14 protein-coding genes are annotated in these 14,737 nt (G+C 66.6%); 8 read left to right on the top strand and 6 right to left on the bottom strand.

Translation table 11 applies throughout. From position 1 onward, the window contains the following. Positions 1–17 precede the first annotated feature (17 nt). On the bottom strand, positions 18–2,306 hold the full coding sequence (locus Q0996_RS24495; protein WP_299626505.1) for an ATP-dependent helicase: 2,289 nt from the start codon (positions 2,304–2,306) through the stop codon (positions 18–20). A 153-nt stretch (positions 2,307–2,459) separates the two neighbouring features. On the opposite strand from Q0996_RS24495, the gene Q0996_RS24490 reads away from it, so the two are divergent. From Q0996_RS24490 to Q0996_RS24480, 3 genes are all read left to right on the top strand, one after another. Beyond that, positions 2,460–3,599, top strand: a complete 1,140-nt coding sequence (locus Q0996_RS24490) for a succinylglutamate desuccinylase/aspartoacylase family protein (protein ID WP_299626502.1) — start codon at positions 2,460–2,462, stop codon at positions 3,597–3,599. A gap of 89 nt (positions 3,600–3,688) precedes the next feature. Next, a complete protein-coding gene (locus Q0996_RS24485) occupies positions 3,689–4,705 on the top strand; it encodes a S1C family serine protease (protein ID WP_299626499.1) in 1,017 nt (338 codons plus the stop codon). Between the two features lie 139 nt (positions 4,706–4,844). Then, positions 4,845–5,306 carry a VOC family protein gene (locus Q0996_RS24480; protein WP_299626496.1) on the top strand — a complete coding sequence of 154 codons (462 nt, stop codon included), beginning with the start codon at positions 4,845–4,847 and terminating at the stop codon, positions 5,304–5,306. A gap of 63 nt (positions 5,307–5,369) precedes the next feature. Here Q0996_RS24480 and Q0996_RS24475 read toward each other — a convergent pair whose 3' ends face one another. Next, the gene (locus tag Q0996_RS24475) at positions 5,370–6,200 is read right to left on the bottom strand and encodes a class I SAM-dependent methyltransferase (protein ID WP_299626493.1); all 831 of its coding nucleotides are present in this window, start codon (positions 6,198–6,200) and stop codon (positions 5,370–5,372) included. A 191-nt stretch (positions 6,201–6,391) separates the two neighbouring features. Here Q0996_RS24475 and Q0996_RS24470 point away from each other — a divergent pair, with 191 nt between their 5' ends. After that, positions 6,392–7,090, top strand: a complete 699-nt coding sequence (locus Q0996_RS24470; RefSeq protein ID WP_299626490.1) for a helix-turn-helix domain-containing protein — start codon at positions 6,392–6,394, stop codon at positions 7,088–7,090. A gap of 101 nt (positions 7,091–7,191) precedes the next feature. Here the strand turns inward: Q0996_RS24470 and Q0996_RS24465 are convergent, their stop codons facing one another. Beyond that, positions 7,192–7,401: a helix-turn-helix domain-containing protein gene (locus tag Q0996_RS24465; RefSeq protein WP_299626487.1), complete on the bottom strand. Its 210-nt coding sequence runs from the start codon at positions 7,399–7,401 to the stop codon at positions 7,192–7,194. Positions 7,402–7,631: 230 nt separating this feature from the next. Between Q0996_RS24465 and Q0996_RS24460 the strand changes: the two genes are divergently transcribed. Both Q0996_RS24460 and Q0996_RS24455 read left to right on the top strand, forming a co-directional pair. Beyond that, positions 7,632–8,510, top strand: coding sequence for a LysR family transcriptional regulator (locus Q0996_RS24460; protein ID WP_299626484.1), 879 nt, complete (start codon positions 7,632–7,634; stop codon positions 8,508–8,510). 126 nt (positions 8,511–8,636) lie between these two features. Continuing rightward, complete coding sequence (locus tag Q0996_RS24455; RefSeq protein WP_299626481.1) at positions 8,637–9,404, top strand: hypothetical protein; 768 nt, start codon at positions 8,637–8,639, stop codon at positions 9,402–9,404. 139 nt (positions 9,405–9,543) lie between these two features. Here Q0996_RS24455 and Q0996_RS24450 read toward each other — a convergent pair whose 3' ends face one another. Then, complete coding sequence (locus tag Q0996_RS24450) at positions 9,544–11,349, bottom strand: chloride channel protein (RefSeq protein ID WP_299626478.1); 1,806 nt, start codon at positions 11,347–11,349, stop codon at positions 9,544–9,546. Positions 11,350–11,656: 307 nt separating this feature from the next. Here Q0996_RS24450 and Q0996_RS24445 point away from each other — a divergent pair, with 307 nt between their 5' ends. After that, positions 11,657–12,325, top strand: a complete 669-nt coding sequence (locus Q0996_RS24445) for a protocatechuate 3,4-dioxygenase (protein ID WP_299626475.1) — start codon at positions 11,657–11,659, stop codon at positions 12,323–12,325. Positions 12,326–12,365: 40 nt separating this feature from the next. Here the strand turns inward: Q0996_RS24445 and Q0996_RS24440 are convergent, their stop codons facing one another. Both Q0996_RS24440 and Q0996_RS24435 read right to left on the bottom strand, forming a co-directional pair. Next, complete coding sequence (locus tag Q0996_RS24440) at positions 12,366–12,869, bottom strand: pentapeptide repeat-containing protein (protein WP_299626472.1); 504 nt, start codon at positions 12,867–12,869, stop codon at positions 12,366–12,368. A 59-nt stretch (positions 12,870–12,928) separates the two neighbouring features. Beyond that, positions 12,929–13,417 carry a thioesterase family protein gene (locus Q0996_RS24435; RefSeq protein ID WP_299626470.1) on the bottom strand — a complete coding sequence of 163 codons (489 nt, stop codon included), beginning with the start codon at positions 13,415–13,417 and terminating at the stop codon, positions 12,929–12,931. 195 nt (positions 13,418–13,612) lie between these two features. Here Q0996_RS24435 and Q0996_RS24430 point away from each other — a divergent pair, with 195 nt between their 5' ends. Further along, positions 13,613–14,575 carry a hypothetical protein gene (locus Q0996_RS24430; RefSeq protein WP_299626467.1) on the top strand — a complete coding sequence of 321 codons (963 nt, stop codon included), beginning with the start codon at positions 13,613–13,615 and terminating at the stop codon, positions 14,573–14,575. Positions 14,576–14,737: the final 162 nt, after the last annotated feature.

The following is a 14,737-nucleotide window of genomic DNA, read 5'->3' as shown; positions in this document are numbered from 1 at the left end:
TTCGGGGGCGGGCGTTGTCACCTGGCGCGGTCGGCGGGAACCACGAAACTGGCGATCACCTTTTTCTCTCCGGCCTTGTCGAAGCGGATGTTCAGGCGTTCGCCCTCGACGGATGTGATGCTGCCATAGCCAAACTTTTGGTGGAAGACCCGCTCGCCCGGCCTGAAGGTGCCGCTGTCGACGGTTTCGATGCGCGTCGGCGTGACGTCGATGAAGGGGGCGCTCTCCTGGCCCTGGCGCGCCCGCGCCCGGCTCAGCCCCGGGCTGACCCGCGCCTCGCGCCAGGCGCCCATACCCTCCCCCATGCCACCGAAGGCCGAGGCAGCGGCGCCGTAGACGCCCTGGTCGCTTTCCTGTGCCACGTGCTCCTTCGGCAGTTCGTCGATGAAGCGCGAGGGAATGGCTGCGGCCCAGGAGCCGTGCATGCGCCGGTTGGCGGCGAAGGAGAGGATCACCCGCTTGCGCGCCCGGGTCAGCCCCACATAGGCCAGGCGCCGCTCCTCCTCCAGGCCGCGACGCCCGGTCTCATCGAGAGCGCGCTGGTTGGGGAAGAGCCCCTCCTCCCAGCCCGGCAGGAACACGGTGTCGAACTCCAGACCCTTGGCGGCATGCAGGGTCATGATGGTGACCACGTCCTGGCCCTCCTGGGAGATCGCCTCCATGACCAGCGAAACATGCTCCAGGAAGCCGGCGAGCGTCTCGAACTCGCCCATGGCGTTGACCAGTTCCTTCAGGTTCTCCAGCCGGCCCGGCGCCTCCAGGGTTTTGTCGTTCATCCACATCTCGATGTAGCCGGATTCCTCCAGCACGATCTCGGCCAACTCCGGATGGGGCGTGGTCTCCGTCATCTCCCGCCAGCGGTCGAAATCCTTCATCAGTGTGCCGAGGGCGCGGCGCGCGGCGGGGCGCAGTTCGTCGGTCTCCAGGAGGCGGCGTACCGCCAGGGTCAGGGGCACCTGGCCGGCCCGCGCGGTCCGATAGAGCAGTTGCAGGGTGGCGTTGCCGAGGCCGCGCTTCGGCCGGTTCATGATCCGCTCGAAGGCCAGGTCGTCGGCCGGCGCGTGGATCACCCGCAGATAGGCCAGGGCATCGCGGATCTCCAGGCGCTCGTAGAAACGCGGGCCGCCGACCACACGGTAGGGCAGGCCGAGGGTGATGAAGCGCTCTTCGAACTCGCGGGTCTGGGCGCCGGTGCGCACCAGGATGGCGATCTCCTTCAGCGTGAGCGCCTTGTCGCGGGCCTGCATCGCCTCGATCTCCTCGCCGACGAAGCGGGCCTCCGCCTCGCCGTCCCAGAGCCCGCGCAGGCGCAGCATCTCGCCCTCGTCGCCCTCGGTCCACAGGGTCTTGCCGAGGCGGCCCTCGTTGTGGGCGATCAGGCCGGAGGCGGCAGCGAGAGTGCGCCCGGTGGAGCGGTAGTTGCGCTCCAGCCGCAGCACCTTGGCGCCGGGAAAGTCCTCCTCGAAGCGCAGGATGTTGCCGACCTCCGCGCCGCGCCAGCCGTAGATCGACTGGTCGTCGTCGCCGACGCAGCAGATGTTGTGATGACCCTGGGCCAGCAGGCGCAGCCAGAGATACTGGGCGACGTTGGTATCCTGGTATTCGTCCACCAGGATGTAGCGGAAGCGCCGGTGATAGTCGGCCAGAACTTCCGCCTCGTTCTGGAACAGCGTGAGATTGTGCAGCAGCAGGTCGCCGAAGTCGCAGGCATTCAGGGTGCGCAGGCGCTCCTGGTAGAGCTTGTAAAGCTCCAGCGCGCGGCCGCGGGCGAAATCCCCGGCCTCCCCGGCGGAGACCTTCTCCGGCGTCAGGCCACGGTCCTTCCAGCGCTCGAAGATCGACAGCAGGGCGCGCGCCGGCCACTTCTTCTCGTCCACCGACTCCGACTGTAGGATCTGCTTCACCAGGCGGACCTGGTCGTCGGTGTCGAGGATGGTGAAGCTGCTGGTGAGGCCCACGGCCTCCGCATTGCGGCGCAGGATGCGCACCGCCAGGGCGTGGAAGGTGCCCAGCCACCAGCCCTCGACCGAAGGCCGGTTCAGCAGGGCCGCCACCCGGTCCTTCATCTCCCGCGCCGCCTTGTTGGTGAAGGTGACGGCAAGAATTTCCCCTGGCGTGCGCGCGCTACCGGTCATCAGGAGATGGCACAGCCGCGTGGTCAGCACCCGGGTCTTGCCGGTGCCGGCGCCGGCCAGCACCAGTACCGGGCCGTCCAGCGCCTCGACGGCCTGGCGTTGGCCTTCGTTCAGGGCATCCAGATAGGGATAGGGATGGTCGGGCGTCGCCGCCGCGAGAAGATCGGACATCCCCTCTGTATAGCGCATGCCGCCCGGCGGCTCACGCCCACAACACATGACCCTGAAAACAAACTGACAGGCCTGAACAGCCTGTCATCTTGACCCTCCGGGAGTCCCCGGCCTTTGATGCGGGGCGCCGTTCAGCGACAAGGATTGTAAGACATGTCTCCCAGGACCGAGACCCTGCCCCTTCTGACCGCCAGTCCCGGCACCAGCCGGGTCCTCACCGTGCATCGATTCGGCGCCGCGGGGGCACGGCCCAAGGCCTACCTGCAGGCGGCCCTCCATGCCGACGAGACCCCCGGGCTGCTGGTCCAGCACCACCTCTACGGCCTGCTGGCCGAGGCGGAAATGCGGGGCGACCTAAAAGGCGAGGTGGTGATGGTGCCGTACGCCAACCCCATCGGCCTGGCGCAGTTCGGCAACGGCACCCATCTCGGGCGCTACGAGGCCGGCGGCGGCGGCAACTTCAACCGCAACTGGCCGGACCTCTTTACCCCCATCGCCGAGGGGCTGGCGGACCAACTCGGCAGCGACGCGGCGGCGAATGTAGCGGCGATCCGCGCGGCCCAGTGCGACCATCTTGCAAGCCAGACCGCGGGCAGCGAACTGCAGTCCCTGCGCCTGGCGCTGGCCGGCCTGGCGGTGGACGCCGATCTGGTGCTGGACCTGCACTGCGACGACGAATCCCTGATGCACCTCTTTCTCATTCCCGCCCACTGGCCTCAGGCCGCGGACCTGGCCGCCGACCTGGCCTGCCGCGCGGTGCTGCTCGCCGAGGACTCCGGCGGCCAGTCGTTCGACGAGTCCTTTTCCACCCCCTGGACGCGCCTGGCCGCGCGCTACCCGCAGCACCCGATCCCCGCGGCCTGCCTGGCGGCCACGGTCGAGTTGCGCGGCACCGCCGACGTCGACGACGCCACAGCAGCCCAGGATGCGCAGGCCCTGTTCCACGCACTGCAGCGCTTCGGCGTGATCGCCGGCGAGGCCCCGCCGCCGCCCGAACCCCTATGCGAAGCCACGCGCCTGGATGCCACCGACTCGGTGCGTGCGCCGGCCGCCGGCGTGCTCGCCTACGCCGTGGCGATGGGCGAGCATGTCGCAGCCGGGGACACCATTGCCTGGATCGTCGATCCGACCAAGCCCCCGGACCAGGCGCGCACGCCGGTGACCACCCGTGCCAGCGGCCTCGTGCTGTCCCGCCGGATGCAGCGCTATGTGCGCCCGGGCATGGCCATTGCCAAGGTGGTCGGCGAAACACCCCTGCCCCACCGCCAGGGCGGCTATCTGTTAGAGGACTGACGAAAGCAAGATTGCGCCCGCAAAGACAACAATCCTGTGGTATGGTTAACCTTAAGTCGGGGGAACGGCCGCAACCATAGGAGAGCGGCATGTGGACTGAAGTACGTGCCCTTGCGAGGGCAGGCTCCCGCTTGGCGTTTCCGTGCTGCCTCGCAGCTCTGCTCGTCATCGCCGCGCCGGCCGGCGCGCAAACCACAACGCCCAAGGCGAATCCCCTCAACGCCATCGTCGGCATCAAGGCGGAGATCCCGCCCAGTGCCCGCACCGCCCGCACCCTCGGCACCGAGCGCGAAGGCGGCGGCGTGGTGATCGATGCCGACGGGCTCGTGCTCACCATCGGCTATCTGATCCTCGAAGCTGTCCAGGCCGAGGTGGTGCTGCAGAACGGCGACAGCGTGCCGGCGGAAATCGTGGCCTACGACTACGACACCGGGTTCGGCCTGCTGCGCCCGGCAACGCCGCTGAACGTGCCGCCCATCGAGCTGGGCGATTCCGACAGCCTGGCGGAACAGACCCAGGTTCTGGTCGCCGGACCGGACGGGCCGAGCGCGGCCATGGTGGTCTCGCGCCGCGAGTTCGCCGGCTATTGGGAATACCTGCTGCCCAACGCCATCTTCACCGCCCCGCCCTACCGCAGCTTCGGCGGTGCGGCGCTGATCGGCGCCGACGGCAGCCTGCTCGGCATTGGCTCGCTGATCGTCGGCGATGCCGTGGGGCCCGGGCGCTCCCTGCCCGGCAACATGTTCGTGCCGATCTCCCGCCTCAAACCGATCATGAGCGACCTGATGCGCGACGGCCGCTCCGGCGGGCCTGTGAAGCCCTGGCTCGGGCTCTTCGGCGAAGAGATCCGGGGCCACGTATTCATCAACCGCGTCTCCCCGGGCGGTCCGGCGGAAGCCGCAGGGATCTTGCAGGACGACATCGTCGTGGCGGTGAGCGGCGAGCCGGTGGCCAGCCTCGCGGAGTTCTACCGCAAGGTCTGGGCCCTGGGCGAAGCGGGCATCGACGTGCCGCTGACCATCGTCAGGGGCACCAGCGGCGCACGGGAGATCTCGGTGAAGTCTGCCGACCGCTACCAGTATCTGCGCCTCAACCCGACCTACTGACGGGACCGCAGCCGCGCCCGCTCCTCGCTGTCCCGAAGCGCCAAGACGCCGTCCACCCGGCCATGCGGATGCGGGACACAGGGTTCCCGCCCGGCGGCACTTTGCCTAACCTGTGGATCCGCAGTCAGGAGGGACGGACATGCTTGGCATCGAGAAGGTGGACCACATCGGCATCCGGGTCAGCTCCAAGGAAACGTCGATCGCCTTTTACGAGGACCTGGGCTTCAAGACGCTGATGGACGCGGGCTTCGAAGACGGCCATCCGGTGATCCTGCAGCACCCCTGCGGGGTGGTCATCAACCTGCTGGGGCCCAGCACCGCCGCGGACGGCGGGAACATCCTGATGGATGTCGACGAGAAGCACCCGGGGATCACACATGTCTCCTTCAAGGTCGCCTCCATGGAGGAGACCAAGGCGTTTCTGGCGTCCAAGGGGATCGCACTGACCGGCGGGTTCAGCTTCAAGGGCATGGAGGCGGTCTTCATTCGCGACCCCGACCGCAATGTCATCGAGTTGGACGCCTATGCCGGCGCCGAGCCGCTGACGCGCGCCGACGACGGCGGGACGGCCGCCGAGGCCTTCCGCCAGCATCCCGGCTGATCCGAGGCCCGGCCCGCAGCGGCGCTGCCCCGGCCAATCCTGGCTGGAGCAGCGCCATCGCCGTCAGGCTTTGCGAATCACCACCTCAACGTATTCCGAGGGCACCACCAGGGTTCCGTCGGTGGCGACGTTGAAGCGGCCCAAGAGCGCGCGCAGATCCGCGTCCAGGCCGGCGCCGGCATCGCCCAGCGCCAGGAAGGCCTTGTGAATGGGGCCGTAGTAGGTGCGAAAGACCTCAAGGAAATGATCGTCTGACAAATAGCGGAAGGTGAAGAGGCGCGGCGTCAAATCGATGGTCAGCGCCGTCTCGGCAAAAAGCGCCTGCAAGGCCTCGCGGGTGCCCCAGAGGGCGGGGGACTTCACGCCCGCCGGTGGCGGCAGGTGCTTGCCGATGGTCTTGAACACCTGACCGATGAAGCCCTCCGGCGTCCAGTTGGCCATGGCGATCTGTCCGCCGGAGCGGCACACGCGGCTCAGTTCCGACGCCGCCCCGGCCTGATCCGGCGTGAACATGACACCGAAGGTGGAGAGCACCGCATCGAAGCTGGCATCCTCGAAGGGCAGCGCCTCGGCATCGGCGGTCCGGAAGCTGACGGACAGATGCTCGGCCTTGGCCCTTTCCTTCCCTTTGTCCAGCAGCGCCTCCACGTAGTCGGTGGAGGTGACATCGCAGAAGCGCCGGGCTGCCGCCAGGGTGGCGTTGCCGTTGCCGGCGGCGACGTCGAGCACCCTGGCGCCGGGGCGCAGGTTCATGGTCTCGCAGAGCTGCTCCCCGACGATCTGCAGTGTCGTCCCGATCACCGCATAGTCGCCGGAGGCCCAGGTGGTTTGCTGTTTTGCCTTGACCGCCTGGAGGGTGGGCTTGGTCTCGCTCTGCTTCAACGCAACAGACATGCTTCAGTTCCTTTCCTCGAACCCCAAGGCGCAGGCACAACGAGGGGTTCGCTCAATCGCGGCGCCGCGGGTCATGCCACAGGCAGGCCGCGCCCACTAGTTCAGGAACTGAATCGGCGCGGTACAGATTCTGAACCGGAATCTCCGTTGGAATCGGGCTAACATCAGGAAACTGAACGGGGAGAACAGCGATGACGGGCAGCAGCTATGGGCAATTTTGTCCGGTCGCCATGGCGGCGGAGATTCTCTGCACCCGCTGGACCATGATTGTCGTGCGCGAACTGGTGGCCGGCTCGACGCGCTTCAACGAACTGCGCCGCGGGGCGCCGCGGATGTCCCCGGCGCTGCTGTCGAAGCGGCTGAAGGAGTTGGAAGCCTACGGAATCGTGGAGCGCAAGCCCGTCCCCGGTGAGCCCGGCGTGACGGAGTACCTCCTGACCGCCCCCGGCAAGGACCTGGGGCCGGTTGTCGAGGCCTTGGGTGTCTGGGGTCAGCGCTGGACCGGAACCCAGCCGCAGCTCGAGAACCTCGACGTGGATCTCTTGATGTGGGACATGCGGCGGACCATCCGGGTCCCCGAACTGCCGCCGAAACGCCATGTCATCCAGTTCATCTATCCCGAGCGCCGGCCGGCGGAGCGTAACTGGTGGATCGTGGTCGACCCCAGAGAGGGCGTCGACCTCTGCATGATCGAGCCGGGCTACGACATCGACCTTTTCGTACAAACCGACCTGCGCACCATGACGGCGATCTGGATGGGGATGGATACCATGACCAAGGCGGTGAGGGAGGAGCGCATGGTGCTGACCGGCGATAAGGCCCTGCAGAAGAATATGCTGAAGTGGCTCGGCCTCAATCTGCTCTCAGGCGTCCCGAAACAGGTCGCCTGACCGCTCCGACCCCGGCCGGTCCTCCCAAAGAGCAAAAACCCGCCACTATAGCGTGTAATTCATCGCCGACGGCAATAAAGATCACAGGTTGAATAAGATCTTTAGTGTTTAAAGAATGCGGTGACCGGAAGGTCGAGCAGGTCCGCCAGCTTGTAGAGCAGGCCGGCCGGCATTCTTTGGCGGTCTTCTTCGAAATCCCTGACTTGCTCGGGGCTTATGCCGAGCATGGTGCCGAGTTGGTCACGGCTGAGATTGCGCTCCAGCCGGGCGTGGCTGATTTGTTTTCCGACACAAAGTTCTTCCAGGCTCAAGCTTTTGTCCCCCTAGCGCAGACGGGAAATTCTTGATATTCCAGTTTGATGAAACTTAGAGATGAATCAATTCTACAAGGACACACCCATAGCGGAGCATCAGTGTTCACTGCGCGTTGATTCCTACACTTCTATGGAACATTATTGTTCCCAATGAGATTGCGGGACCGGGAACCAGGGTTTTGCTCGACCAAACAGCCAACAGTCTGAAGCCATCGCCCGATGCATCCGTGACTGCCGATCGCCATCCGCCGACGCTGTTTGAAATCCTCAGGTCCTTCACCACCCTGGCGCGGACCTTGAATCTTTCAGAGACGGTGGAGATCCTGGGGATCACGCGTCAGACCGTACGCCGCCACATCAACAGCCTGGAGCAGATGAAGGGCATCAGTCTGCTGGAGCTGCGCAACCGCCGCTACTTCCTGACCGAGGCCGGCGAACAGCATCTGCTGGAGGCGGAGCAGATCCTGGCCCTGGCGGAGAACTGGCTGTCCAACAAAAGCGTGCGCACCCGCGGGCACAGCGGCCTGGACCGGGTGACCTATCAGGAAACCGGCGGCTATTCCTTTCATGCCCAGCAGCATCATCTCAGCCGGCTTTGGCTGGACGGCCCGCCGATGCTGCGCCGCGGCTTCGAGGCCTGGTCGCAGTCGCAGCTTCAGCTCGAACACCCGGCCATGTCGCAGATGAAGCCCTACCGGCTGGTCTATCGGCAGCGCCGGGACGGCTGGCTCTGCGTGGAGATCGGAGAAAAATCCTCCTACGCCACCTGGCTCGGCTGGGAATGGGCCAAGAGCGCGATCGGCCGCTACTCCCAGGAAGACCCGGTGGGCACGGATTTCGACACCTTCATGTCCCAGGCCTACCCGAAGGTCTTCGAAGACGGCAGCGCACGGCTGGACCACATCTGCGGCCAGATCCCCCGTGCTCGCAACGGCCCGGCGATCCCGGTTCGCTTCCAGCGCCTGCTGCTCGGCTGCATCTTTCCGGATGGCGAACCGGCCCTCACCCTCTTCGTCGCGCGGACCAACCGCATCTTCATCTCCGGCCTCGATATGGTTAACGTGCCAGCCATGGATGAAGAGCTGCTGATGGAATACGACATCTAGTAGCTCGGGCCCCCTCAAGGCGGAGCCCGCCCGCGGAATGACATTTCTGGCAGCTAACGCTGAAAGCGAGAAAGCCGCTACCCTTTGCCCTCTAACCAAGAAGCACAGGCAAAGGAGTTACAAGTCATGCCGGCAGACCGCCTTTTCACAGAAATACAATTCATCGGCGCCATAAACGAGATCGCCGAACGCAATGCCATCGTCGTCGAAGTCAGCTCGGACTTCGACGAATTCCGCAATCTAAGGAAGAAACAGACGGACCGGCCGCCGCTGTCGTCGGTCTTCGATCCGGCGGTCTCAGAACTCGGCACCAAGAACGCCTTCTGGATCAAAGGCAGCAACAGCGAGGGCGAAGTGGTCCATACCCAGGCCATGCGCCTAAACGATCTGACAGGCTGCAGCCTCGCCGACCATCTCTACCAGCGCCGCGTCGCCTACATGCCGCCGGGCACGGCCGTGGATCCGGACCGCTCGACATTCGGCTCCGCCCCCGCCGCGCAGTTCATCACCGGCGACGTCTGCTATCACGGCGAGCTGTGGCTGAAGGGCGGCAGCAACGGGCTGCGCGGCGGTGGCCTGACCTCCGCCCTGCCCCGGCTCGCCCTGGCCCTGGCCCTGCTGGAATGGTCGCCGGACTATGTCTTCGGGCTGATGCACCCGCTGGCCGCCTGCAAGGGTCTGGCGGCCCGGGAAGGCTATCTGCACCTGGCACCCGGCGGCATCCTCTGGCACCAGCAGGACGGCGCCTCCACCTTCGAGGAGTGGTTGGTTTGGATGAGCCGCGAGGACATCCAGCACGTCATGCGCTACTCGCCGCTGTGGCTCTACGAGAACCTCGAGAAGCAAGGCAAGTCGCGCGAAGCCCGCGGCGAGCGGGTGGCCGCGGCCGCTTAGACTTGTTCGTGTCTTGGCGGTTCCAGCCCACACCCCCTCCCGGCCACCCAATGCGATTATCCTAGTGGGCGGCCGGGAGGGGGTGCGGGCCGGAACCGATTCCACGTAAGTGGAGAACAATCCGGCCCGCGCCGACGGGTCAGGGGCGGATGCGGCCGCGGGAGGTGGCTTCGCCGCGCTCCTCGGCCCGCGCCACGTCCAGCGCCCGCTGATAGGCCAGCATCACTTCATGCTCATGCGCCAAGCCGCGCATGAGCATGGACTTCTTGTCCGCCACCACCGGGACATGGGGCTCGCCGGTCAGGTTATAGACCTTGACCGCCGCTTCCAGATGGTCGCTCAACTGCAGAACTGCCGGCACAGCCCGGGCGACATCGGCTGCGCTGAGTTCAGAGTCGTGACTGGTGTCGAAGGCGGCCTCATGCAGGTCGGCGTAGGTAATCACGCCGCAGAGGCTTTTTTTGTCATCGATGACAAAGAGTTCCCCCCAGGGCGCGGACTGCAGCTTGAGCCGAACCTGGGCGATGGGGGTCTGGGGCGAGACCGCCGAGTAGCGGTTGTCCATCACCGAGGAAATCTTGATGCGCTGCATCAGGCCGGTCTGATGGCCGCCGCGCACCGAGACGCCGCGCCGTTCGAGCTGCCAGTGGAAGAACGAGCGGCCGTGGACCTGTTGGGTCACCACCGAGGCGATGACCGTGGCCAGCATCACGGCGATGGTCAGTTCGTAGTCGTTGGTCAGCTCGAAAATCATCAGGATGGTGGAGATCGGCGCCCCCAGCACGGCGCCGGTGACCGCCCCCATGCCGATGATGGTGTACGCGCCGTGCCCGGAGGACAGCTCCGGAAAAGCCTGGGTCGCCAGGATCCCGAAGGCCCCGCCCACCATGGCGCCGATGAACAGCGAGGGCGAAAAGACCCCGCCGGCGAAGCCGCTGCCCAGGCAGATCGCCGTGGCGGCGGTCTTGGCGACGATCAGGGCGAGGAGCAACTCCAGCGAATAGAGATCGGACAGCGCCGCGTCGGTGGCCTCGTAGCCGACACCGAGGACCTCGGGAAAGACCAGCGCGATGCAGCCCAGCAGCAGGCCGCCGATGGCCGGCGTCGACCAGGACGGCACCGAGAGCTTGCCGATCACGTCTTCGGTGAAGATCACCGAGCGCATGAAGAGGACCGCCGCCAGGGCGGAGACCAGCCCCAGAAGCGCAAAGGCCGGGAACTCCCAGAACGACACGATGGTCCAGTTCTCCGGCAGGATGAAGGCCGGGAAGTCGCCATAGCGCGCGCGGCTGATAAGGGTGCCGGTCACCGACGCGATGACGATGGGGGCGAAGGCCGAAAGCGCGTAGTGGCCGACCACCACCTCCAGGGCGAAGAAGGTTCCGGCGATGGGCGCGTTGAAGGAGGCCGCCACTCCCGCCGCCACGCCGCAGCCCAGCAGGGTGCGCGCCAGCACGCGGCCGAGGTGCAGCCGCTTGGCGACCCAGGAGCCCAGGCAGGCGCCGAGGTGGACCACCGGTCCTTCGCGGCCCACCGAGGCGCCGAAGCCGATGGAGGCGGCGCTGGCGATGGCGGCGCGGATGCCGACGGTCAGGGACATGCGCCCGTCCCTGAGGGCCGAGGCTTCGATCACATGGGCCACGCCCTGGGGCTTGCCGCCGGGCAGCGAATAGCGGACGAAAAGGCCGATGGCGAGGCCCCCCAGGGTCGGCACCAGAAGCACATGCCACCAATCCAGCTTGCGCACCTCGGTGGCCACCTGCTCGCTGCTGAAGCCGTAGGACAGCCATTGCACCCCGGCAATGGCGTCGCGGAAGGCGATGGCCGCACCGCCCGCCGCGGCGCCGATGACCACGGCAAGGACCGACAGAATGAACTGGTCGTTGCGCCCGAAGCGCAGCAGGGGGATGACGATACGCTTGCGCAGCAGACGGCCGGGTCTCACGGCCAGCCTCTCCGCAAGAGGGGCCGGCCATTACTCCGCGCGCCGAAGGCCGTTACCAGGGTCAGAGACCTCATCACTTTCTCAGTCAAGTCATTGCTGCGGACCGCGACCGATCGGCGAACTATAGACCGTAAGGAGAGACCATGTCGTTAACCTGCCACAGCAGGCGGTGTTCTCGCAAAGGCGTGAACGGCTAGGCCGGCCCCACCCTTCACAAGCCCAGCGCGATGCCCACATCAATGGGAGGTGCGCCCTTGTGCAGGCCTTGCGGCCCGCTCCACAGACAGACCCAAGAGGGAGGTGCAGGATGCAAGACAGACGAATCCATTCCCGACGCAGGATTCTGGAGGGCTCCCTGGCCCTGGGCCTTGGACTGGGCCTGGGCTGTGGACTGGCGGCGGGGACTCCGCTGGCCGCGGCGGCGGTGCCGACGCCACACCAGACCCCCGGCCCCTTCTACCCGCAACGCCTGCCCGAGGATGTCGACGCGGACCTCACCCGGGTCGAGGGGCGCGCGCAGCCCGCTGCCGGCGAAGCGGTCGAGGTGTTCGGCCGGGTCACCGACGAGGCAGGGCGCCCCCTGGCAGACGCCCGCGTCGAGATCTGGCAGTGCGATGCCTTCGGCTTCTACCATCATCCGCGCGACCGCGGCGGGCAGGCCGACCCGAACTTCCAGGGCTATGGCCGGATGCTGCTGGGCGAGGAAGGGCGCTACCGCTTCAGGACCATCAGGCCGGTGGCCTATCCCGGGCGCACGCCGCACATTCACTTCGCCGTCTCAGGCCCAGGGGTGAGCCGCCTGACCACGCAGATGTATCTCGCCGGCCATCCGCAGAACGCCCGCGATTTCCTTTACAACGCCATCAGCGATCCGGCCGCCCGTGACAGCGTCACAGTCGCCTTTGCCGCAGCCGGCGGCGGCCCGACGGAGGGGCGCTTCGATATTGTCCTGGGGCGCAGCCTGCTACCCGGCTGAGGGGGCGGGCCGGCTGAGAGGGCAGGGCGGCAGCGAAGCGCTATTTGCAGCGCCCGACGGACCCTTCGGCGCAGACCCGCGTGCCGTCGGTCCAGGTGGCGCCGGAGAAGTCGGCGCGGGTGAGATCGGCCCCCTGCAGCTTGGCACCGGTCAGGTTGGCGCCGCGGAGAACGGCATCGAACAGCCGCGCCCGGCGCAGATCCGCGGTCGTCAGATCGGCCTCGCTCAGATCCGCCTTGGTGAAATCCGCCTCCCGGAGGTCGGCCTCGGGGAAGGCCGCGCCGATGAGAATCGCGTTGACGAACTTGGCGCGAAAGGCCTTCACCCCTTCCAGACGGCTGCCGCGCATCTCGGCACGAAAGAAGGAGGCATCGCGGAGCTGGGCCGCGGTCAGGTCGACGTCCTCGAAGTTCAGCCGGTCAAAGACACAGCGCCGCCAGTTCACCTCCGGGCCCGGCGGGTCGGTGCAGGCGGCCAGCGCCTCCGAAACAGGACCAAGTACAATGAATCCGAGGGCCAGGATGAGAGCACGGGGGAAACGCATGGGCCTAAGCTTCACCATCGCAAGGGCAAGAGAGCAACGGAAATCTGCCTCGGGCATCCTCACAGTGCCGGGAGGGCGGGTTTTTCAATGACCTGCCCGGCTTCCGCCGGGACCGGCAGGCTGCAGTGCGCCGCCAGCACCGCGCCAAGCCGTTCCTGTATCGCCGCGGGAAGCGTGGTGACGCGCCGCCGCTCGAGATCGACATAGAGACTGAGGCTTTCCATGGTCGCGGCCAGAAAGCCCTCCTGCGCATGGAACATGCGGTTGAAGAAGCGGATCCGCTTGTCGTCGAACCCCAGCAGTTGGCTGGTCACCCGCAGCTTCGCCCCTTCGGCCACCTCGCGCTGATAGGTCAGGCGGATGTCTGCCGCGAAGGTGGTGCCGCCACTGGCCCGGCGGTGTTGATCGTCAAGGCCGAGGTAGTCCAGAAAAGCATCGGTCGCGTGGTCGAAAGCCAGCAAATAGTAGGCGACGTTCATATGACCGTTGTAATCGATCCATTCGGGCAAGACGACGGAACGATGCCGGTCGAACGGCGTTTCAATCATCGATGCCCCCCAGAATGCAAAAGGCCCTCAGAATGCAAAACTACGTCGCAGTCGGTCCCCGCCCGGCAGCACCATAGAGCATTGGCCCTGCGGCTCAAAGCCGCGCAGACCATGGACGTGGTGAGAAATGCGGGCTAGCGTTCCCAGCCGCGCCCCTCCTCCGGGGCGCTGTTTTCTGAGAATGCGCGGGGATCGATGAGCCGACTGCTTGCCTTCCTTGGCGGCCATGCCACCTGGGTGCTTTTCGTCGGGGTGTTTCTCGGCCTCGCCCTGCCCGGCCTGGCGGCCGTCGCCCGCCCCCTTCTGGCGCCGGCGGTCGCGGTCCTGCTGATCGCCACCCTGGTGCGCATCGACTGGCAGGTGATGCTCGCCCACATCCGCCGGCCCTGGGTGACCGGCCTGGTGACGGCCTGGCTGCTGATCGGCTCACCCCTCTTAATGGCGGGGCTGCTGGCCCTCAGCCCCACCCCGCAGAACCTGTCGACGGCCGTGGTCCTGATGGCCGCGGCCCCGCCGATCCTGAGCGCGGCTCCCATCGCCATCATGCTCGGCCTCGACGGCGCCCTCGCCCTGGTGGTCGGTCTGACCGCGACCCTGCTGACGCCCTTCACGGTGCCGCCCCTGGCGCTCGTCCTGCTGGGGCTGGAACTGGACATCGGCACCCTCGACTTCATGCTGCGCCTCTGCGCCATCGTCGCGGCCTCTTTCGTCGCGGCCTTTCTGATCCGGCGGGTCATCGGCCGCGAGCGCCTGCCGCGGGTGGCCGCTCACCTCGACGGCACCGTGGTGATCGTCATGCTGATCTTCGCCATCGCCATCATGGACGGCGTCACAGAAACCCTGCTGGCGCAACCGGTGCTGGTGGGGCTGTGGCTGCTTGGCGCTTTCATCGCCAACCCTGCCCTGCAACTGTTCGGCGCCCTGGCCTTCGCCTGGCTGGGCCGGCGGCGCGCCCTGACGGTGGGGCTGGTCTCCGGCAACTGCAACATGGGCCTCCTCCTGGCGGCTTTCCCGCCCGGGACCGAGTTCGAGGTCGTGCTCTACTTCGCTGTGGCACAACTGCCGATGTATATGCTGCCGGCAATTCTGTTGCCGCTCTACCGCCGCCTTGTCGGGGACCCTCACAAACCGGAAAGTCCATCGGTTGGAACCGGTTAGCCCCGAAACCCCGGGCTTCGGGACCACCGTTGCCCATCCTGCACAGGCTGATTTCCAGGGCTGCGGCATTTCTGCAACAGTGGTGCAAAGCGACGACAGTCCGGCGAGCCTGGGCTCTAGTCTTTCGGCCTACGCTATGATAGGGAAATCAGCATGTTCAGG

It is taken from the genome of Pelagibius sp. (assembly GCF_028289705.1).
Classification (GTDB): Bacteria; Pseudomonadota; Alphaproteobacteria; order Kiloniellales; family Kiloniellaceae; genus Pelagibius.
The sequence above is the reverse complement of the archived record's forward strand: the minus strand, read 5'-3'. Positions and strand labels throughout refer to the sequence as shown.

What these genes read in the sequence shown, in the direction of transcription:
- Q0996_RS24445 (WP_299626475.1), top strand. Translation starts at nt 11,657, where the DNA reads ATGCAAGACAGACGAATCCATTCCCGACGCAGGATTCTGGAGGGCTCC.
- Q0996_RS24455 (WP_299626481.1), top strand. Translation starts at nt 8,637, where the DNA reads ATGCCGGCAGACCGCCTTTTCACAGAAATACAATTCATCGGCGCCATA.
- Q0996_RS24485 (WP_299626499.1), top strand. Translation starts at nt 3,689, where the DNA reads ATGTGGACTGAAGTACGTGCCCTTGCGAGGGCAGGCTCCCGCTTGGCG.
- Q0996_RS24430 (WP_299626467.1), top strand. Translation starts at nt 13,613, where the DNA reads ATGAGCCGACTGCTTGCCTTCCTTGGCGGCCATGCCACCTGGGTGCTT.
- Q0996_RS24435 (WP_299626470.1), bottom strand. Translation starts at nt 13,417, where the DNA reads ATGATTGAAACGCCGTTCGACCGGCATCGTTCCGTCGTCTTGCCCGAA.
- Q0996_RS24490 (WP_299626502.1), top strand. Translation starts at nt 2,460, where the DNA reads ATGTCTCCCAGGACCGAGACCCTGCCCCTTCTGACCGCCAGTCCCGGC.
- Q0996_RS24495 (WP_299626505.1), bottom strand. Translation starts at nt 2,306, where the DNA reads ATGTCCGATCTTCTCGCGGCGGCGACGCCCGACCATCCCTATCCCTAT.
- Q0996_RS24475 (WP_299626493.1), bottom strand. Translation starts at nt 6,200, where the DNA reads ATGTCTGTTGCGTTGAAGCAGAGCGAGACCAAGCCCACCCTCCAGGCG.
- Q0996_RS24440 (WP_299626472.1), bottom strand. Translation starts at nt 12,869, where the DNA reads ATGCGTTTCCCCCGTGCTCTCATCCTGGCCCTCGGATTCATTGTACTT.
- Q0996_RS24470 (WP_299626490.1), top strand. Translation starts at nt 6,392, where the DNA reads ATGACGGGCAGCAGCTATGGGCAATTTTGTCCGGTCGCCATGGCGGCG.
- Q0996_RS24480 (WP_299626496.1), top strand. Translation starts at nt 4,845, where the DNA reads ATGCTTGGCATCGAGAAGGTGGACCACATCGGCATCCGGGTCAGCTCC.